The sequence below is a fragment of the Clostridium isatidis genome, assembly GCF_002285495.1.
Lineage (GTDB): Bacteria > Bacillota > Clostridia > Clostridiales > Clostridiaceae > Clostridium > Clostridium isatidis.
In genome coordinates this window covers 1,999,991-2,019,405 of record NZ_CP016786.1, presented here as the reverse complement: position 1 = coordinate 2,019,405, position 19,415 = coordinate 1,999,991, and the positions used below count along the sequence as shown (strand labels likewise).

General features: G+C 27.7%; 17 protein-coding genes. 12 read left to right on the top strand and 5 right to left on the bottom strand.

Annotated features, from left to right (window positions below; genetic code table 11):
• Positions 1 to 20: 20 nt before the first annotated feature.
• The gene (locus BEN51_RS09590; protein ID WP_119865847.1) at positions 21 to 701 is read left to right on the top strand and encodes a fructose-6-phosphate aldolase; all 681 of its coding nucleotides are present in this window, start codon (positions 21 to 23) and stop codon (positions 699 to 701) included.
• Between the two features lie 212 nt (positions 702 to 913).
• Here BEN51_RS09590 and BEN51_RS09585 read toward each other — a convergent pair whose 3' ends face one another.
• Positions 914 to 2,581 carry a glutamine--tRNA ligase/YqeY domain fusion protein gene (locus BEN51_RS09585; protein WP_119865846.1) on the bottom strand — a complete coding sequence of 556 codons (1,668 nt, stop codon included), beginning with the start codon at positions 2,579 to 2,581 and terminating at the stop codon, positions 914 to 916.
• Positions 2,582 to 2,905: 324 nt separating this feature from the next.
• Between BEN51_RS09585 and BEN51_RS09580 the strand changes: the two genes are divergently transcribed.
• Positions 2,906 to 3,739 (top strand): HAD family hydrolase, encoded by an 834-nt coding sequence (locus BEN51_RS09580; protein WP_119865845.1) that lies wholly within the window; start codon positions 2,906 to 2,908, stop codon positions 3,737 to 3,739.
• A gap of 91 nt (positions 3,740 to 3,830) precedes the next feature.
• On the opposite strand, the gene BEN51_RS13840 is transcribed toward BEN51_RS09580, so the two are convergent.
• Together BEN51_RS13840 and BEN51_RS09575 are read right to left on the bottom strand one after the other, a co-directional pair.
• Positions 3,831 to 3,995: a hypothetical protein gene (locus tag BEN51_RS13840; RefSeq protein ID WP_164704102.1), complete on the bottom strand. Its 165-nt coding sequence runs from the start codon at positions 3,993 to 3,995 to the stop codon at positions 3,831 to 3,833.
• A 72-nt stretch (positions 3,996 to 4,067) separates the two neighbouring features.
• Positions 4,068 to 5,741: an alpha-amylase family glycosyl hydrolase gene (locus tag BEN51_RS09575; RefSeq protein WP_119865844.1), complete on the bottom strand. Its 1,674-nt coding sequence runs from the start codon at positions 5,739 to 5,741 to the stop codon at positions 4,068 to 4,070.
• 153 nt (positions 5,742 to 5,894) lie between these two features.
• On the opposite strand from BEN51_RS09575, the gene BEN51_RS09570 reads away from it, so the two are divergent.
• The 6 genes from BEN51_RS09570 (at position 5,895) to trmB (ending at position 10,970) form a co-directional block, all read left to right on the top strand.
• A complete protein-coding gene (locus tag BEN51_RS09570; RefSeq protein ID WP_119865843.1) occupies positions 5,895 to 6,593 on the top strand; it encodes a pseudouridine synthase in 699 nt (232 codons plus the stop codon).
• Between the two features lie 2 nt (positions 6,594 to 6,595).
• On the top strand, positions 6,596 to 7,513 hold the full coding sequence (locus BEN51_RS09565) for an ABC transporter substrate-binding protein (RefSeq protein WP_119865842.1): 918 nt from the start codon (positions 6,596 to 6,598) through the stop codon (positions 7,511 to 7,513).
• Positions 7,500 to 8,528, top strand: coding sequence for a FecCD family ABC transporter permease (locus tag BEN51_RS09560; protein ID WP_119865841.1), 1,029 nt, complete (start codon positions 7,500 to 7,502; stop codon positions 8,526 to 8,528). Before BEN51_RS09565 ends, BEN51_RS09560 begins: the two co-directional genes overlap by 14 nt.
• Before the next feature lie 12 nt (positions 8,529 to 8,540).
• The gene (locus BEN51_RS09555; RefSeq protein ID WP_119865840.1) at positions 8,541 to 9,302 is read left to right on the top strand and encodes an ABC transporter ATP-binding protein; all 762 of its coding nucleotides are present in this window, start codon (positions 8,541 to 8,543) and stop codon (positions 9,300 to 9,302) included.
• 242 nt (positions 9,303 to 9,544) lie between these two features.
• A complete protein-coding gene (locus BEN51_RS09550; RefSeq protein ID WP_119865839.1) occupies positions 9,545 to 10,093 on the top strand; it encodes an NADH peroxidase in 549 nt (182 codons plus the stop codon).
• A 205-nt stretch (positions 10,094 to 10,298) separates the two neighbouring features.
• Positions 10,299 to 10,970 (top strand): tRNA (guanosine(46)-N7)-methyltransferase TrmB, encoded by a 672-nt coding sequence (gene trmB / locus BEN51_RS09545; RefSeq protein ID WP_119865838.1) that lies wholly within the window; start codon positions 10,299 to 10,301, stop codon positions 10,968 to 10,970.
• 25 nt (positions 10,971 to 10,995) lie between these two features.
• Here trmB and BEN51_RS09540 read toward each other — a convergent pair whose 3' ends face one another.
• A complete protein-coding gene (locus BEN51_RS09540) occupies positions 10,996 to 12,291 on the bottom strand; it encodes an aminotransferase class V-fold PLP-dependent enzyme (protein WP_119865837.1) in 1,296 nt (431 codons plus the stop codon).
• A gap of 146 nt (positions 12,292 to 12,437) precedes the next feature.
• Here BEN51_RS09540 and BEN51_RS09535 point away from each other — a divergent pair, with 146 nt between their 5' ends.
• Positions 12,438 to 12,959, top strand: coding sequence for a hypothetical protein (locus BEN51_RS09535; RefSeq protein ID WP_119865836.1), 522 nt, complete (start codon positions 12,438 to 12,440; stop codon positions 12,957 to 12,959).
• 125 nt (positions 12,960 to 13,084) lie between these two features.
• On the opposite strand, the gene zupT is transcribed toward BEN51_RS09535, so the two are convergent.
• Positions 13,085 to 13,864, bottom strand: a complete 780-nt coding sequence (zupT, locus tag BEN51_RS09530) for a zinc transporter ZupT (protein ID WP_119865835.1) — start codon at positions 13,862 to 13,864, stop codon at positions 13,085 to 13,087.
• A gap of 147 nt (positions 13,865 to 14,011) precedes the next feature.
• Between zupT and BEN51_RS09525 the strand changes: the two genes are divergently transcribed.
• The 3 genes from BEN51_RS09525 (at position 14,012) to BEN51_RS09515 (ending at position 19,076) form a co-directional block, all read left to right on the top strand.
• On the top strand, positions 14,012 to 14,530 hold the full coding sequence (locus BEN51_RS09525; protein ID WP_119865834.1) for an ECF transporter S component: 519 nt from the start codon (positions 14,012 to 14,014) through the stop codon (positions 14,528 to 14,530).
• 246 nt (positions 14,531 to 14,776) lie between these two features.
• Positions 14,777 to 15,946: an exonuclease SbcCD subunit D gene (locus BEN51_RS09520; RefSeq protein ID WP_119865833.1), complete on the top strand. Its 1,170-nt coding sequence runs from the start codon at positions 14,777 to 14,779 to the stop codon at positions 15,944 to 15,946.
• A gap of 1 nt (position 15,947) precedes the next feature.
• Complete coding sequence (locus BEN51_RS09515) at positions 15,948 to 19,076, top strand: AAA family ATPase (RefSeq protein ID WP_119865832.1); 3,129 nt, start codon at positions 15,948 to 15,950, stop codon at positions 19,074 to 19,076.
• Positions 19,077 to 19,415: the final 339 nt, after the last annotated feature.

Here is a 19,415-nt window from a genome sequence, read left to right as displayed (position 1 = left end):
CTAATTCTAGGAGGATAGAAATGGAGTTTATTATTGATACAGTTGATCTAAAAGACATTAAGGAGATGGTTGAATATTTACCTATTGTTGGGGTAACATCAAATCCATCAATTGTTAAAGCAACATCTCCCAAAGATTTCTTTAATCATATAAAGGAAATAAGAAATATAATTGGAAGGGAACGTTCTTTACATGTTCAATTAATTTCTAAAGATGCAGAAACAATGGTTAAAGAAGCTCATAGAATTCTTGAAGAAATAGATAGGGATGTTTATATAAAAGTACCGGTGTCTATGGAAGGTTTAAAGGCGATAAAGGCTTTAAAGGCAGAAGGAATAAAGGTAACTGCAACTGCAGTATATACAATAATGCAGGCATATCTTGCTTTGGAGGCAGGTGCAGATTATATTGCTCCATATGTTAATCGTATAGGAAATTTAGATGGAGATCCAATGAAGCTTATAAGGGAATTGCAGGAAAGAATAGAAAAAGATAATTATAACTGCAAGATATTAGCTGCAAGTTTTAAGAATATTCAACAAGTTAGAGAGGCCTTTGCAAATGGTGCAGAATCAATAACCGCAGCACCAGATATATTGAAGCAGGTATTTAAAAATCCTTCTATAGAAAAAGCTGTAGATGATTTTAATGCTGATTGGTATAGTATGTATGGAGAAGGTAAAGGAATATTAGATATTTAAGACAAGCTTAAATATCAGTTCAAAGTGTATTGTGCATAGTTCACAGTTTCAGATGAAACTCTCTGGGAGTTTCTAAAATAATATTAAAATAATAATTGTATAAGAAGAACCTATAAACAGTGCTTATTAAAATGACTGTTATAGGTTCTTTCTTAAGTTCAACTCTAAATTTTAAACTGACCTCAACTCAACACTCAAAATTCCACACTAAATTACTTATCTTGTAATTTAAATGAGCTCTTTAATGAAACTATTCTATTAAATACTAACTTATCTTCTGTTGTATATTTAGGATCTACATTAAAGAAGCCGTTTCTTACCAATTGATATTTATCATTTGGTTTTGCTATTTCAGCGGTTGTAGCTTCTATAAATCCACTTAATATTTCCATAGAATTTGGATTTATTTGTTCTAAGAAATCTTTGCCTTGATTTTCAGGTGCATCATCTAATATTAATGGTTCATAAAGTCTAAATTCAGCTGGAACAGCAGTTTTTGCATCAACCCAGTGGATTGTGCCTTTAACCTTTCTTCCAGTAAATCCTGAACCACTCTTAGTTTCTGGATCGTATGTGCAGTGTAATTCTACAACATTTCCATTTTCGTCCTTTATAACTTCATTACACTTTATAAAGTAAGCTCCTATTAATCTAACTTCATTACCTGGGAATAATCTAAAGTATTTCTTAACAGGTACTTCCATAAAATCTTCTTGTTCTACATATATTTCTCTTGAAAATGGCACTTCTCTAGTTCCAGCAGCTTCATTTTTAGCGTTATTTGAAACTGTAAGCATTTCTGTTTTATCTTCAGGGTAGTTTGTAATAACAACTTTTAAAGGTCTCATTACAGCCATTGCAGTATTAGCCTTTAATTGAAGATCTTCTCTAATAAAGTATTCAAGCATTTGAGAATCAACTACTGAATTAGCTTTTGCAACTCCTATAGCAGTACAGAAGTTTCTGATTGCTTCAGGAGTATATCCTCTTCTTCTTAATCCTGAAATAGTAGGCATTCTTGGGTCATCCCATCCATCAACTATCTTTTCGTCAACTAATAGTTTTAGTTTTCTCTTACTCATAACAGTGTTAGTCATATTAAGTCTTGCAAATTCAATTTGTCTTGGAGTATGTTCCATTTCACATTCTCTAACAACCCAATCATATAATGGTCTATGATCTTCAAATTCTAAAGTACAGATAGAATGAGTAATTCCTTCAATAGCATCTTCTAATGGGTGAGCAAAATCATACATTGGATATATGCACCATTTATCTCCAGTATTGTGGTGGCTAGCATGAGCTATTCTATAAATAACAGGATCTCTCATGTTCATATTAGGAGATGCCATATCTATTTTTGCTCTAAGAACTTTTTCACCATCAGCAAACTCTCCATTTTTCATTCTTTCTAGTAAGTCAAGATTTTCTTCAACAGATCTATTTCTATAAGGACTTTCTTTACCTGCTTCTGTTAAGGTTCCTCTATATGCTTTTATTTCTTCTGCAGATAAATCATCAACATAAGCAAGACCTTTTTTTATTAAAAGTTGAGCTTTTTCATACATAATATCAAAGTAGTCTGATGCAAAATAAAGGGCATCCCAGTCACCGCCAAGCCATTTAACATCTTCTTTAATTGATTCTACATATTCAGTTTCTTCCTTTGTTGGATTAGTATCATCAAATCTTAGATGGAACTTTCCATTAAATTCCCTTGCAAGGCCAGAATTTAAAACTATTGATTTTGCATGACCTATGTGTAAATAACCATTAGGTTCAGGTGGAAAACGAGTTATTATTTCATCATGTTTCTTACTTTCTAAATCTTCAATAATTATGTTTCTAATAAAATTAGATGAATTAATTTCATTTGACATATAAGTACCTCTCCTATAAAAATAATATTCTTTGACATTAGGTTAATATTATGATTACTAAAATTATGTACATAATAACATAATAATATGCTAGTTTTACTTTTAATTGTAAACTAAGGAAGAAAAAAAATAAAGGTGTATAAGAATAAAAAGTTTGGAAAAACAGTACATTGAAAAAGATATTATATTTAGGTATAATGATATTAGATAATAATTAATATCAATAGAAAATAATAATTGATATTGTTTACATAAAAAATGAAAATTTAGATTAATTGTAACTTAAGAAAAGTAAATATTAAAGATACTGGAGAGGGAAATTAAATGATTAAATTGATTTTAACGGATATGGATGGTACTTTATTAAATGATAATAATGAGATAAACAAGGAATTTTATCCTATCTTTAATAAGTTATTAGATAAAAATATAATTTTTGGAGCAGCAAGTGGAAGACAATATTATAATCTTTTAGATAGATTTGACAAAGTAAAAGAAAATATGCTTTTTGTAGCTGAAAATGGTACTTATGTTGTTTATAAAGGAAAAGAGCTTATAATTAATTCTTTAGAAAGAGATATTGCCATGGAAATAGTTAAGATTGCAAGAAATATTGAAAACGCTTTTCCTATATTATGTGGCAAGGAAGGAGCTTATATAGAAAAGACAGATCCAAGATTACTTGTGGAAACAAAAAAATATTACACTAGACATACTGTAGTAGATGATTTAACTATGGTTGAAGATGAAATCTTAAAAGTAGCAATTTGTGATTTTTCAGGTTCAGAAATTAATAGTTTAAAATACTATAACGATTATACAGATAAAGTTAAAGTAGCTGTTTCAGGCAGGATTTGGCTTGATATAACAAATAAAAATGCAAATAAGGGATTTGCTGTAAAAAAGCTTCAGGAGCTATTTAAAATTAGATATGAAGAAACTATGGTATTTGGTGATTATTTAAATGATTTAGAAATGATGAAAAGTGCTTTTTATAGCTTTGCAATGGAAAATGCTCATGAGGATTTAAAGAAAGTATCTAGGTTCATAACAAAAAGTAATAATGAAAACGGAGTAGTAGATACGATTAAAGAAGTAGCATTAAATAATAATGTAAGAAGACTATCAATTGAAGAGCTTGAAGAATATTCAGTCTGATAATATTATTTATATAGAAAATTTAAAAGGAATGTTATGGAGGAGGCTATAACATTCCTTATTATTTAAATAATTATATTTTTATGCTATTTTATCCTTCCTTGTTAATATGGGCACTTTGGAAGCCTTCTCTTTTAACAGATTGTTTTTTTCTTGTTCTATTATGGTTTTTGCCTTCTTCATCAGTTATTGGTGTTTGAAAATTGCATTTTGCCATACGAGCATATTTATTATCTGGTTGGCTATCTTTTGGCATTACTTATCATCCTTTCTTACAATAGAATTCAGATATAGTATTTGCATAATAAAATAAAAAATTCTTCTTATTTTATTCCATCAATTCAATTAAAACTATATTATTTTTTGAAGCTTTAAAATTAACAAGACCATTTTTAACTTTTGTTTTATTGCCTGAGTAGAAATCCCTAACCTCGGCACCTTCTTCAAAAATAGATGAAACATCAATAGTAACCTCTTCATCAACATAAGGGATAATTACAACTTTATCTTCAAAGTTATCATTTTTATAAATTCTACTGAAAGCATAAGGATAATCTTGAAGTTTTTTATGATCGCCTGCACCAATAGCAAGATGATTTCTTCTGAACTGACCAAGCTTTTGCCAATGTTCCAATACTTCCTTATCTATATTATCCCAGTTCATATCTGATCTTGAAGGCTGGTCTTTGGCAGTAGTAATAGTATTTGTTGAAGGTTTACGGTTTGTTTCATCACCATAGTAAATTTCAATTCCACCAGGAGCTAATAAAAGTTTAGTTCCTAAGTTAATCATATTACCCCTTGTCATTCCAGTGTCATGAGAAGATATATAGCTAAGGACATTAAAATTTGGATCAGAGTTTATTTTGCTGTAGTATTCTGAATAAATCTTTTCAAGGGAATCTAAACTGTCACCCTTTGGAAATTTGAAGTTAATTATAGAATCAAAGCCATTGTCATAATAGTAATTTTTTTCTAAGCCTTGGCCGAAAACTTCCCCGGTCATCCAAAAATCATCAGTCCATTGAGAACCAGGACTATTAGGATTATTCTTTCGCCAAGTTTTTAGGGCTTCATTACATTTATCCTTTAATTTTTTCCAATGTTCTACTTCTATATGCTTAGCGGTATCACATCTAAAGCCGTCTATTCCAAATTCCTCAACCCAAGCAGATAACCAGTTAATAATATATTCTACAGGAGCTATATTTAAATTTTCTCTATATTTTTTTGATGCAGGTATTACCCAAGGATCATTATTTTCTTCTGAATCTTTTTCCCATTTTGTTTTTAAGATAGGTGGTATATCTACTCCTTTTGTTGCTTCGGTTTTAATATCAGGAAGGCCTGATAAGTTCATACTTATATCATCTGTACCACCCTTATCATATCCAGGCAAATCAACTCTTATCCAATCCTTCCCCCACCAGTTTTCCCATTTACCTTCTCCATAATTATATTCAGCCATATCTGCTTCATTGGCATAACCGGTATGATTAAGCACAACATCTAAAACAACTCTAATTCCCTTTGAATGGGCTAAATTAACAAATTCTCGCATTTCTTTAATTGTTCCCATGTTTTTATCTATGCTAGTCCAATCAAGGGCATAGTAGCCGTGATAACCATAGTGATCAAAGGAATTTTGTGCATCTCCAGAAATAAAACCATGAATTTGTTCTACAGGTGAAGTTATCCAAATTGCATTAATACCTAAATCATTAAAATAGCCTTCCTTTAATTTTTTGATTAACCCTTTAATATCTCCTCCATGAAAGGTACCAACTGTTGAACCTTTATTATCTATATTTACTCTTCCGTAGGAATTATTATTTGATTTGTTTCCATCATAAAACCTGTCAGTCATTACAAAATAAAGACTTACATTATCCCAAGAAAAGGGCTTATTTTCGAAATCTTCATTATTAAATGATAATGCAAATATTAAAGTAATTAATGCTATAATAGCTAAAGATGAATAAAGAAGCTTTTTTTTATTCATAAATTTCCTCCTTAAAATATAGGTATAATTTGAATTTAGCATATATTACTTAACTCAACAATTGACAGCTATAATTTTGTATAATTGTACAAAATTAAGAAAATAAATTAGAATAAAGAATGAAGTTTGAGAAAAGAGAAAGGATAATAAAATTTGAGGATTAATAAATTATTGAGCAATTATGGTTATTGTTCTAGAAAAGAAACTAATAGATTAATTGAAGAAGGAAGAATAATAGTTAATGGTATTTCTTGTGAAAAAGGGCAATGGGTAGAAGAAACTGATGAAATTTTATTAGATGGAAAGAAAGTTTCACCTAAAGATAAAATATATCTAGCTTTTAATAAGCCAAAAGGGATAATTTGTACTACTTCTAATGATAAGGAAAATAATATTATAGCTTTATTGAACTACCCAGAGTATATATTCCCAGTTGGGAGATTAGATAAAGATTCTGAAGGACTTATTATTATGACTAATGATGGAGAGCTTGCTAATAATATATTATTTTCAGAAAATTATCATGAGAAAGAATACATAGTAAGGGTAGACAAAGAAATTAATGAAGAGTTTTTATTAAACATGTCACGAGGAGTAAAAATACTTGATATAATAACAAGGCCCTGTATTATAGAAAAAATAGATCAATCTATTTTTAGAATAATTTTAACCCAAGGTCTTAACAGGCAGATTAGAAGGATGTGTAAAGCTCTTGGATATAATGTTTTAGAGCTTAAAAGAATTAGAATATTAAATATTAGACTAGAGGAAATAGAAGTGGGCAAGTATAGAAAAATATCCGCAGAAGAAATACAGAACTTAAAAAGGCTAATATTAAATAAAGGAGATTAATTATGAAAAATGGAATAAAAAAATTTTTGATTATTTTAGGAATTATATTGTCTTTATTCAGTTTTGTTTCTTGTGATAAAAAAGGTAAAGAAATTATTGATAGGGAAGGAAATAATCTTGTTTTAGCAAGAAATATTGAAAGAATTATATCAACATCACCTTCCAATACTGAAATATTAATCGAGTTAGGTCTTAAAGATAAATTAGTGGCTGTGGATAATTATTCAAGTGATATTGAAGGAGTTGAGGGAGACTTAATTAAGATAGATTTTTTAAATGCAGACATAGAAACAATAATATCATTAGAACCAGATATTATTATTACATCTGGAAATTATGCTTCTAATAGTAATGAGCAATTTCAGCTTTTAAAAGATGCTGGAATAGTAGTTGTTAATATTCCGAGCAGTAACAGTTTAGAAGGAATATATAAAGATATAAATTTTATAGCGGAAATTACCAATACAGAGGTGAAGGGGAAAGAAATTATTAATAATATTAGAGCAGAGGTAAAAGAAATAAGGGAAATTGGAAGTAAAATATATGAAAAGAAAAAAGTTTATTTTGAAATTGGTTATGGTACACAATTATATAGTTTTGGAAGTGAAACCTTCCTAAATGAAATGATAGAGCTTGTTGGTGCAGAGAATATATTTAAAGATCAAAAAGCTTGGATTTCACCTTCACCTGAAGCTATTATTGAAGCAAATCCAGATGTTATTTTAACAAACTTCCCAACTTTTAATGAAATTAATGCAGTTGATGAAATAAAAAGTAGAGAAGGCTGGGAAGTTATTACAGCAATTAAAAATAATGATGTATATATGGTAGATACAAATGCTTCATCAAGACCATCTCAAAATGTAATAAAGGCTTTAAAAGAGATTGCAGAGGCGATTTATCCAAATGAGTATAAATAAAATTAATAAACGAAAAATTTTAATAATAATTACAATTATAATGTCTTTTATTTTAATTTTAGCTTCCCTTTCTATTGGAAGTACTAAAATTAAAATAGACAAAATAATTTTAATTTTTTTCAATAAGATTATAAATGCTAATATTGATAGTAATATTGAAAATAAGGATATTTCAATTATATGGAATATAAGATTTCCTAGAGCATTGTTAGCTTTTACAGTAGGAGGAGCATTATCAGCAAGTGGTGCAGTAGTTCAATCAATTTTGAAAAATCCTTTAGCTTCTCCCTATACCCTTGGAATATCTTCTGGAGCATCTCTTGGTGTAGGAATATTAGTGATTTCAGGGATATATATCCCTATTTTAGGAAATTTCTCTCTAGCTTCAGTAGGGTTTTTATGCAGCTTATTAACTATAGTTTTGCTAATAGCTTTTGCAAGCAAGGTTGATAAAGTTTTATCTAATAATACAATTATATTGCTTGGAATGGTTATATCTTTATTCTTAAATGCTATTTTTACAATTTTAGCTGCATTATATACTAAGGATATTGAAGCTGTAATATTATGGCAGATGGGATCTTTTTCAATGAAAAGCTGGAGATATTTAAAAATAAGTATCCCTTTCTTTGCATTTGGATTAATTGGAGTATTATTTTATTTAAGCGAATTAGATATTTTAACTTTTGGCGAAGAGGATGCAAAATCAATGGGTGTTGAAACAGATAAGATAAAGAAGCATTTATTTATATTTGTTGCGATATTAACTGGTGCTGCTGTTGCCATAGGAGGATCAATTGGATTTGTAGATTTGATTGCACCTCATGTTACAAGAAAGTTATTTGGTTCAAAGCATTCTTATGTAATTCCGATGTCGATTGTTTTAGGAGGAATGTTAATGGTAATTTCTGATTTAATTTCACGTACTATTATAATTCCTATTGAAATTCCTGTAGGAGCAGTAACAGCTATAATAGGAGCTCCATTCTTTGCATATTTATATTTTAGAAAATAAATGGGTGATTAAATGTTAGAATTAAAAAATGTGCATGGTGGATATAATGGCATAGATGTTATAAAAAACATCAATTTAAAAATAAATAATAATGAGAAAATTTGTATAGTTGGACCTAATGGTAGTGGAAAAAGTACTTTGCTAAAAGTAATCTCTAATTTAATTTCTTTTGATGGAACAGTACTAGTAGAAGGAAAAGATATAAAATCTTTTAATAGAAAGAAATTATCAAAGAAAATTGCAATTTTAACTCAAAATTATAATTTTGCTTTTCCTTATACTGTTTATGAAACTGTTGCATTAGGAAGATATTCATATATAACAAGTGTTTTTTCTACTTTAAGTAAAAATGATAAATTAATCATAGAAGAAAGTCTAAAAATAGTTGGTTTATTAGATTTAAAAGATAAGTTTATTAATGAATTATCAGGGGGAGAGCTTCAAAGAGTATTTTTAGCAAGAACTTTTGCTCAGTCTCCTGAAATAATTCTTTTAGATGAGCCAACTAATCACTTAGATTTAAAATATCAATTGGAAATGATAAATTACATTAAAGCTTGGGCAGATGAAAAAAATAAGGTTATCATAGCAGTTTTACATGATTTAAATTTGGTATATAATTTTGCTGATAAGGTAATTTTAATGAATAAAGGAATGATAATAAAGGAAGGAAGTCCAAAGACAGTTTTAAATAGCAAAGCTTTAGAAAAAGCTTATGAAATAAATGTTAGAGATTTTATGTTAAATAGTTTAGAAAATTGGAAACAGAAGTAGTTAGTTATGGTTCTTTTATCTTACTAACTACTTTTTATTTGAAAAATTAATATGAAAATTAAGAAGAAAAGCAATTAAAAAATTTAATTAAGATAAAAAGTTAAAATTTTCAATAAAAAGACTTTACAACTAATAATAATTATTATATAATAATCAATGTAATTAAGAGTTGATAAATTACAAATTGAATAGATTTTTATTTAGTGAAATAAATAAATTCTTATATTATAGGAGGTAAAGTTATGAAAAAGTTTGTATGTACAATTTGTGGATATGTTTATGAAGGAGAAGCAGCACCAGCTGAATGTCCAGTATGCCATGCTGGAGCAGATAAGTTCGTAGAACAATCAGGAGAATTAAAATGGGCTGACGAACACAGAATTGGAGTAGCTCAAGGTGTAGATGAAAGAATTATAGAAGGTTTAAGAGCAAACTTTACTGGAGAATGTACAGAAGTTGGTATGTATCTAGCGATGTCAAGACAAGCTGACAGAGAAGGATATCCAGAAGTTGCTGAAGCATATAAGAGAATAGCATTTGAAGAAGCAGAACATGCTGCAAAATTTGCTGAATTACTAGGAGAAGTTGTTGTAGCTGATACTAAGGCTAACTTAGAAGCAAGAGTAGAAGCTGAATACGGTGCAACTCAAGGAAAGAAAGATTTAGCAACATTAGCTAAACAATTAAACTTAGATGCAATCCATGACACAGTACATGAAATGTGCAAAGATGAAGCAAGACATGGAAAGGCATTTTTAGGATTATTAAATAGATATTTTGGAGATAAGTAAGCAATCGCTATGTATAACTCAAAATACTAAATGCACAATTAAGGATAATTTTTAATTAAGATGAAAATCTTAAAATAAGAAAGAAGCATAACACAAGCAAACTGTGTCATAGCTTCTTTTTTAGTTTGAATAATAAACTATCCATTGAGAACTAGTTACTGTTAAGGTATAATTGTTATGAATTTTAATGGATGGAGTGAAAAATATGAGATTAAGAAAGAAACCATGGGCTAGACCAGAGCTTGAAAAATGTGATTTTTTTGTAACTAATCCAAAAGATTATAAGGGAAAATGGGCAGCACAATTTAAAAATAAAGAAAATCCAATTTATTTAGAATTAGGCTGTGGAAAAGGTACTTTTATAGCTGTTCATGGTGCAGAAAACCCAAATATTAATTACATAGCAATAGATATCAAAGATGAAGTTTTAGTTTTAGCTAAAAGAAATATTGAAAGAGCATATGAAGAAAAAAATAGAGCAGTTGATAACTTAAAGCTTATGGCACAAGAAATTGCTTTAATATCAGATATTTTTAACAGTGAAGATTTAGTAAATAGAATATATATTAATTTCTGTAATCCATGGCCAAAAGAAAGACATAAAAAAAGAAGATTAACTCATACAAGGCAATTAAATAATTATAGAGAGTTTTTAATTGATGGTGGAGAAATTTATTTTAAAACTGATGATGATGAGTTGTTTGAAGAATCCTTAGAATATTTTAAAGAGGCAAAATTTAAAATAGAATACATAACTTATGATTTACATAATAGTGATTTTGTAGGAAATGTTGAAACCGAACATGAAAAAATGTTTACAGAACAAGGTATTCCTACTAAATTCTTAATTGCTAAAAAAATAAATGAAAAAAATTAGGGCTGTCTTGGACTGCCCTAATTTTTTATATGATCTTCGTTATTAATTCAACTGTATTTAGAAATATTTCAACTTCATTTATAGAATTATATAATCCAAAGCTTGCCCTTACCATTCCAGTTAAATTACAATAGTTATTTCTAGAAAAATTATCATTTCCTTTATTATGGGAACGTAATAATCTATTTACATAGGGATGAGCGCAAAAGGCACCTTGTCTTACGGCTATTCCACGTAAGGTAGATAGATATTTAGCAGTATCTATATCATAAAGTCCTTCTATATTGAATATTATAATTCCAAGTCTATCAGATATATTATAATTATCACCATAGGTTACAACTTTTTTTATAGAATTTAATCCAGCTATTGCTCTTTTTAATAGTTTTTTTTCATTTTCTTCTATGGTATTAAAACCTATTTTTTTTATTTCCTTCATCGCTTGAACTAAAGCTATTGCTCCAAGAAAGTTTGGACTACCGGCCTCATTTTTTTCAGGAGGAGGTAGATAAATTTCAGAATCGTCGAATACTCCTTCTACAGTTCCTCCGCCTTTATAATCATTATTTAGTCTTTCAAAGGTTTCCTTAAGTCCGATAATTGCACCACTACCAAATGGAGCATAAATTTTATGGGCAGAAAACACTAGAAAATCTATTGCTTCAAGTTGATTTCCAGGATACATATTTAATTCTTTATGAGCTACAATTTGAGCCCCATCTACAATTAGTTTAGCATTATAACTGTGAACTAGTTTGGAAATAAAAGATAAGTCATTAATGTAGCCAGTTACATTAGAAGCAGCAGTAAGAGTTACATATTTTACCTGGCCCTTATATTTTTCTAATAAGTATTCTAGTTCATCAAGTTTTAATCGACCATTTTTATCTACTTCTACATATTCAACAATACATTTCCCTCTCCAAGGCAGATCATTTGAATGATGCTCCATTCTTGTTGTTATAATAATATCAGTTTTATTTTCAATTAAAATATTTGAAAGCCTATTGATACCCTCAGTAGTGTTTCCAACAAAAATAACTGTATATTTATCCTTTGGAGCATTAAAAAAATCTAAAATATAATCTCTACATTTATGATACCTTTTTGTGCAATACTCTGACTTTTGCCCTGTACCTCTTCCAATGGCACCATATAGTTCGCAAGCTTCAGTTATTTCTTTAAGGACACTTTTAAAAACTGGAGTTGTGGCTGCGTTATCAAAATTAATAGGAATTATTTCTTTATTATTTAAAATTGGAACTTTCTTATCAAGGCCAATAAATAAATCTCTTAAAGGATTATCATTAGAATCATACATAGCATTACCTCCCGTATATTCTATATTCTATTCACCTAATAATAGGTTGGTGCTATTAACCTGTTATTAGAAAGTTCCAATCTTTGAGGAAACATATATAATCAAAGACATATACATATATTAGATTATTTTTTTGGAGGAAATAAATGGAGAATTCAGAAGTCAAACATATAGATCAAAATGATGAGCTAAAATTTATACCTATGCCTACAAATTCAAATCTATTATGTAGTAATGTTACATGGCAGCCAGTACAAAATTTAGCGGATTCAGCTTTAAATGGAATCGAAAATAATTTTTTGAATGATTTTGCAACACCAATAACTAATATTAAAGAAGAAAATAATTTTTTTGCTGAAATTGATTATATAGATGAAGGGGAGACTGAATATCCAATAGAAATTTATTCAGATGAAGCTTATCCAAGTTGTCAAATTCCTGAAACTGAACCAAGGCATATGAGAATTCTAAGGGAATATGATTTATCAATTGATGATTATAAAGATATAAGAGAAAATAAATCTGATGTAGAGAAAATATTTAATAAAATACAAGAGAAAGATGAAGCGATAATAAAAATATTGAAATTATATAACATACCTTATCCAATAGCAGCTTTACTAGTTAAAAAGATAATAAGTCTAACTTTAAAATATAAAGAAGATTAAAAAGTTATACTAATAATTTAAAATTAATTAAAAACGCCTGTAAAGAGGCGTTTTTTGTTTTCAATATATTGAAAAAATATCTTGATTGTGAATTATACATTTTTATATTTGCATGTTTTTGGGGCTTAGCCGACAAAAACATGACTTACTGGTATAACACAAATTCCAAGAAATAAAGATATAGCATAAAGTTTATTGTATCCATAGGATTTTGCAGTAGGAATTAGCTCCATAAAGGAAATGTATAACATTATTCCAGCTATTAATAAAAAGGTTAATGACAAAATAGTTTCATTTATGTATGGTTTTAGAAATAAGAAGGCTGTAAGAGCACCAAGGGGTTCAGAAATTCCAGATAAAAAACAGTATTTAAAAGCTTTATACTTACTGTTAGTTGAATAATAAATTGGTAAGGATATAGATATACCTTCAGGAATGTTATGAAGGGAGATTGCTAAAGCTATAGATATTCCAAGAGAAATATTTTCATACCCAGAAATAAAAGTTGCAATTCCTTCAGGAAAATTGTGGATCATAAGTCCAATCATAGAGATTAAACCAACTCTAAATAAGTTTTTTGAAGAAGTTCTTTGGTTTTTAACTATACTATTTTTATCAAGAAGTTTATCTATTAATGCTGTAATTAAAGCTCCAGAAATTAAAAAAGTTAAAGAATAAAATATTCCAATAAAGTTTCCATAATTTTTGCAGAGATTATCCATAGAAGACATGAAAAGGTCTATAAAGGAAACTGTCATCATTACTCCAGCTGAGAAAGCTAATGAAAATGTAATTACTTTATTTTTATTAAAATTAGCAAAGAAAACTACAAAAGCACCCAAAATTGTTGAAAGCCCTGCTATTAAAGAAAGTGATAAGGGAATTATTGTATTATTTTCAAACATAAATTACCTCGCTTAAATATTAACTCATTATAAATTATATTAATTTAGGAAATATCTATGAATAATAATAAATATTTTTTATGAAAAGTATTTACAAGGTGTAAAGATGATATTATACTAGTGTATATACAGTTAAGGAGGGGTAAAATGCATAGCACAAAAATAAAAAAATTGGTACTAGCTGCACTATTAGTGGCATTATCACTTATTATTCCTATTTCATTTGGATTTTTAAAAATAATAGTTGGACCATTTACAGCTACATTAGCATCCCATGTTCCTTTATTTATTGCAATGTTAATTTCACCAAAAGTGGCTGCAATAGTTGGTTTAGGTTCAACAATAGGATTTTTTATAACATCGGCACCTGTGGTAGCCCTTAGAGCAGCAACTCATATTATTGTTGGGTATATTGGAGGAAAAATATTTAGAAAGAATGAAAATTATAAAGGAGCAATAGCTGCTACTGCACCAATTCATGGTATTTTAGAAGGACTAGCTATAATACCTTTTGGAATTGATTCTTATACAATAGTTTTAGTTACAGTAGTGGGAACAATGGTTCATCATTGTATTGATGCTTTTCTTGCATATTTAGTAGCAAGATCATTAAATAAAGCTCAAGGAAAGGATACTATTTCTATTTTAAATGAAAAAGCAGCATAATATTAATTAAAATTAAGAACTTTATTGGATTATTAGTACAAAAGGACTGTTTAAAGATATAACAGTCTTTTTTATTTTTTAAATTTATTGTATATAAATAATATCCAATAAAATTCTAAGAATATTCAATAAATAAATATAAAAATAATGTATAATATAAAACAAATACAATGTTGATTTTTAGTGCTCTGAAAATCTTCCTAAATTGTACATTTTGAATTGTGAATTGTTTAGAGGGGTGATGAAATGAAAATTTTTCATATGGGGGATTGGCATATTGGAAAGCTTGTTAATGGTTTCTATATGACTGAAGAACAGGAATATATGTTAGAAGAGTTATTTAAGGCAATAGAAGAAGAAAAGCCAGATGTATTAGTAATAGCGGGAGACTTATATGATAGATCAATACCACCTGTACAAGCAGTTGAATTGTTAAATAAAACTCTTGAGAAAATCGTAATAGATTTAAAAACACCTATAATTGCTATTGCTGGTAATCATGACAGTAATGAAAGATTAGATTTTGCTAGTTCATTATTAAGAAGAAGTGGTTTATATATTATAGGAAACTTAAAAAGAAATACAGAAAAAATTGTTTTAGAAGATGAATTTGGAAAGGTAAATTTTTATCCAATACCTTTTGCAGATGTTCCAATTGTAAGAGATTTATATGGAGATGAGAATATAAAGACGCCAAATGATGCAATGAGAAAAATAATTGATGAAATAAATAAAGATTTAAATAAAGAAGAAAGAAATATTGCAATTGCCCATGGATATGTAACGAAAATAAGAGAGGGAAATTTTGAAGAACTAGTTGAATCAGATTCTGAAAAACCTATTTCTATAGGGGGAACGGATTTTATTGATGGGAAACTCTTTGAAAACTTTAATTATACTGCTCTTGGTCATTTGCATGGTCCTCAAAAAGTAGGCAATGAAAGAATAAGGTATTCAGGCTCATTGATGAAATACTCTTTTTCAGAAGTTAATCAAAAAAAGGGAATAAATATAATTAACTTAGATTCAGAGGGGAATATTGATGTAAGATTTTATAGATTAAAAGGAAAAAGAGATTTTAGAATTATAGAAGGCTATCTTGAAAATATAATAAGAGATTCTACAAAGGATAATTTAAATAAAGAAGACTATATAAAGGTAATTTTAAAAGATAAAGGTGAAATTTTAGATCCAATGGCTAAGATAAGGACTGTTTATCCAAATGTAATGGAATTGGTAAGGGAAGAAAGATTAAATAAGCAAGGTTCAGAAAGAAAAATAGCTGATATAAAGGAAAAATCTACTCTAACTTTGTTTAAGGATTTTTACAAGGATATAATTGGTGAAGATTGTAGCAGTGAAGAATTAGAGATCATTGCAAATATATTGGACAAGGCTAAGGAGGAAGAATATTAATATGAAAATTAAAAAATTAATAATTTCAGCTTTTGGACCTTATGCAGAAAAACAAGAATTAAATTTTGAAGAAAATTTAAAAGATAAAAATATATTTGTAATAACAGGAAATACGGGAGCAGGTAAAACAACAATTTTTGATGCCATTAACTTTGCTCTTTTTGGAGAGGCAAGTGGAAGTGAAAGGGAAGGTAAAAATTTAAGAAGTGATTTTGCTTCTCTGGAAACTAAGACAGAAGTTGAGCTATGGTTTTCGATGAGAAATAAGGATTATTATGTAAAAAGATCACCTCAATATTATAGAAAGAAACAAAGAGGTGAAGGATTTACAGAAAGTAAGGCTGTTGCAGAACTAAAATATAAAGATAAAACGATAACAGGATATAAAGAAGTAACACGAGCAGTAGAAGAAATTTTAGGTATTAATTCAGAGCAATTCAAGCAATTAGTTATGATACCTCAAGGGGAGTTTAAAAAGTTATTAAATTCTGATAGTGATAAGAAGGAAGAAATATTTAGAAAGATATTTGGAACAAAAATATTTTCAGATATTCAGCAGAATATAAAGAATGAAGCAAATGAATTAAAAAGAAATATTGAACTTATCCAAAGGGATAGGGAAAATAATATTAAGTCCTTTATGATAAACGAAGAAAATATAACTTTAAAAGAAATGATTACTGCTAGGGATATGAATATTGAGCAAATAATAAAAGGTTTTGAAGAAGAAATAAGTGTAGATCAAGAGATGATTTCAAATTTAAAGGATGAATTAGATAAGTTTCAAGAGGAAATAGAAACTTTATCTAAGGAATTAGCATTAATAAATGAAAATAATAAAAAGTTAGAGAAAAAGAATAATATAAAATTAGAATTTGAAAGGCTTTCATGCCTAAAAGAAAATTATAAAGAAAAGTCTGTTATTCTGGAAAAGGCAAAAAAGGCATTGAAATTGGACCTTTATGAAAAAGATTATAGGTATAAAAAATCTTTATATGATGAAGTAAATTTTAAATTAAATGAAGCTATAAAAAATATAGAAAAGTATAAAAAAGATTATGACCTAGCATTTAAGAGATTACAAGAAGAAAAAGCCAAAGAAGAAGAAAAAAATATTTTATTAAGTCAATTAAATGAAATAGATAAATTAAAGGAAAAAGCTTCTAGATATGAAAAAAATAAGGCAAAAGTAAATAAATTAAAGATTTTTATAGAAGATCTGGAAAAAGAAATTAATAATATAAATTTAGAGATAAAAGGTAATAGTGATTTAATAAATAAATTAGCAATAGAGTTGGAGAATATAAGTAGTTTAAAAAATAAAAAGAATACATTGGAAATAAATGTTATTAATTTAAATAAGAAAATAGAAGATTTAAATATATTATTAAATTCTTTAGAGAGTTATAAGAGGGAAAGTAATAAACATTCAAATCTGACTTTAGTCTATGAAGAGGCAGATAAGTCTTATGTAGCGGCTAAAAACTATTATGAAAATTTAGAAGAGGCTTTTAGGAGAAATCAAGCAGGAATACTTGCCAAGAATTTAATAGAAGGGGAACCTTGCCCAGTATGTGGTTCACTTCATCATCCAAAGCTAGCTGTTTTAAATAGTGAAGTTATAGATGAGAATTTGGTAAAAGAAGCAAAAGTTAAAGCAGATAAATTATATGAAATTAGAGAAAAATACTATAGAGATTTATCTAAAATAAATGCAAATTTAGAATCGAATAAAAGAGAAATAATATTTCCTCTATTAATGAAAATATTTGCTAGTAACAATCTTGAAGATATATCATTAGAAATTGAGAAAGTTTTAGGATTAATAAAGAAAAATAATTTTGAGTTATTAAATATTAATAAGGAAATAGAAGGAATATCTTTATTAGTTAATAAGGAAGAAGAAAAGATTAAGGAAAAGAAGAATAAAGAGGCAAGAATTGAGAAGTTAAGAAATTATTTAGAAGAGAAAAATAAAGAACTTTTATCTAATAAAGAAAATTTAAAAATAGAAGAAACTAATTTGAAAAATATTGAAGAAGAATTTAATGGAAATGTTAAGTCTTATAATGAACTTGAAAATATAAGAAGAGAAATTAATTATAAAATAGAAGAGCTAAAAAAGAATTATGAAAAAGCTGAAGCAGAATATAATTTATTAAAATCTAATTTAGATAAAGAAAATGGAAACAAGCAATCTTTAGAAATTAGGTCAAAAGAATCAAAAAAAGATTTAGAAGAAGCTATTGAGATATTTAAGGAAAAGACTTTAGCATTAGGCTTCAAAGATGGACGTGATTATAAAAACAGTCAGCTTAAAGAAGAAGAAATAGAAACTTTAGAAAGGGATATCAATAATTACATCAACAACTTAGCCAATACAGAAAAATTATTGAAAGATATTACTAAGGAATGTGAAGGGCTAATAAAAAAAGATATTAAGGAATTGGAAATAAAAATAGAATCTTATAAAGATAATAAATTAAAGATACAGAAGATTGAGAAAAAGTTATATTCTAAAATAGATCAAAATATAAAACTATTAAAGAATATTGAAAAGAATAATGAATTAATTGAAAAAGATGAAAAAAAGTATAGTGTTATAGGAAGGCTTTCAAAGATTATTAATGGTGATAACAGTAGAAAAATAAGCTTTGAAAGATATGTATTAGCTTCATATTTTGAAGATATAATCACTGCAGCAAATTTAAGACTTTCTAGAATGAGCTGTAATAGATATGAACTTTTAAGAAAAGAAGAAGTTGGAGATAAGAGAAAGGGACAAGGCTTAGACTTAGAAGTATTTGATAATTATACAGGAAAATCTAGAGATATAAAAACTCTATCAGGTGGGGAAGCTTTCAAAGCATCATTGTCTATGGCTTTAGGTTTAGCAGATGTGGTACAAGCTTATTCAGGGGGAATACAGTTAGATACTATTTTTGTGGATGAAGGTTTTGGAACTTTGGATTCAGAATCTTTAGATAATGCTATAGAATGTTTAGTTGAACTCCAAAATGACGGAAGAGTGGTAGGTATAATATCTCATGTACAAGAATTGAAGGATAGGATAGATTCAAAGATAGTTATTACATCTACTAATAAAGGAAGCAATGCTAAATTTAATTAATGATAAATAACTAATAATTGGTAATAGACAAAAATTAAAGGTTATTCAGTTCATGCCTTAAAGCTAGAAAAATGAAAAGATTAGAACTAATAAGTAAGTTGTTTCATATTTTTTGTGAGCAGCTTACTTTTTTTATCCAGAAAGAAATAAGAATATTAGAAATATTTTTTGGTGCAGAGAAAATATAAAAGAAAATAGAATTTTTTATAAATATTTTTATTAAAAAAATAAAAAATATTTATTTCTGTAACTTCTGTTACCGATTATTCTGAAAAAATTGGTTATAATGAGCATGTCAAATGAACATTTTAGAGATCATTTATTTTAAATATATTTAAG

Excerpts from the sequence above, each read along its gene's own strand:
- zupT (WP_119865835.1), bottom strand. The coding sequence starts at position 13,864 with ATGTTTGAAAATAATACAATAATTCCCTTATCACTTTCTTTAATAGCA.
- BEN51_RS13840 (WP_164704102.1), bottom strand. The coding sequence starts at position 3,995 with ATGCCAAAAGATAGCCAACCAGATAATAAATATGCTCGTATGGCAAAA.
- BEN51_RS09535 (WP_119865836.1), top strand. The coding sequence starts at position 12,438 with ATGGAGAATTCAGAAGTCAAACATATAGATCAAAATGATGAGCTAAAA.
- trmB (WP_119865838.1), top strand. The coding sequence starts at position 10,299 with ATGAGATTAAGAAAGAAACCATGGGCTAGACCAGAGCTTGAAAAATGT.
- BEN51_RS09550 (WP_119865839.1), top strand. The coding sequence starts at position 9,545 with ATGAAAAAGTTTGTATGTACAATTTGTGGATATGTTTATGAAGGAGAA.
- BEN51_RS09565 (WP_119865842.1), top strand. The coding sequence starts at position 6,596 with ATGAAAAATGGAATAAAAAAATTTTTGATTATTTTAGGAATTATATTG.
- BEN51_RS09555 (WP_119865840.1), top strand. The coding sequence starts at position 8,541 with ATGTTAGAATTAAAAAATGTGCATGGTGGATATAATGGCATAGATGTT.
- BEN51_RS09585 (WP_119865846.1), bottom strand. The coding sequence starts at position 2,581 with ATGTCAAATGAAATTAATTCATCTAATTTTATTAGAAACATAATTATT.
- BEN51_RS09575 (WP_119865844.1), bottom strand. The coding sequence starts at position 5,741 with ATGAATAAAAAAAAGCTTCTTTATTCATCTTTAGCTATTATAGCATTA.
- BEN51_RS09580 (WP_119865845.1), top strand. The coding sequence starts at position 2,906 with ATGATTAAATTGATTTTAACGGATATGGATGGTACTTTATTAAATGAT.
- BEN51_RS09525 (WP_119865834.1), top strand. The coding sequence starts at position 14,012 with ATGCATAGCACAAAAATAAAAAAATTGGTACTAGCTGCACTATTAGTG.
- BEN51_RS09520 (WP_119865833.1), top strand. The coding sequence starts at position 14,777 with ATGAAAATTTTTCATATGGGGGATTGGCATATTGGAAAGCTTGTTAAT.
- BEN51_RS09540 (WP_119865837.1), bottom strand. The coding sequence starts at position 12,291 with ATGTATGATTCTAATGATAATCCTTTAAGAGATTTATTTATTGGCCTT.
- BEN51_RS09590 (WP_119865847.1), top strand. The coding sequence starts at position 21 with ATGGAGTTTATTATTGATACAGTTGATCTAAAAGACATTAAGGAGATG.
- BEN51_RS09515 (WP_119865832.1), top strand. The coding sequence starts at position 15,948 with ATGAAAATTAAAAAATTAATAATTTCAGCTTTTGGACCTTATGCAGAA.
- BEN51_RS09560 (WP_119865841.1), top strand. The coding sequence starts at position 7,500 with ATGAGTATAAATAAAATTAATAAACGAAAAATTTTAATAATAATTACA.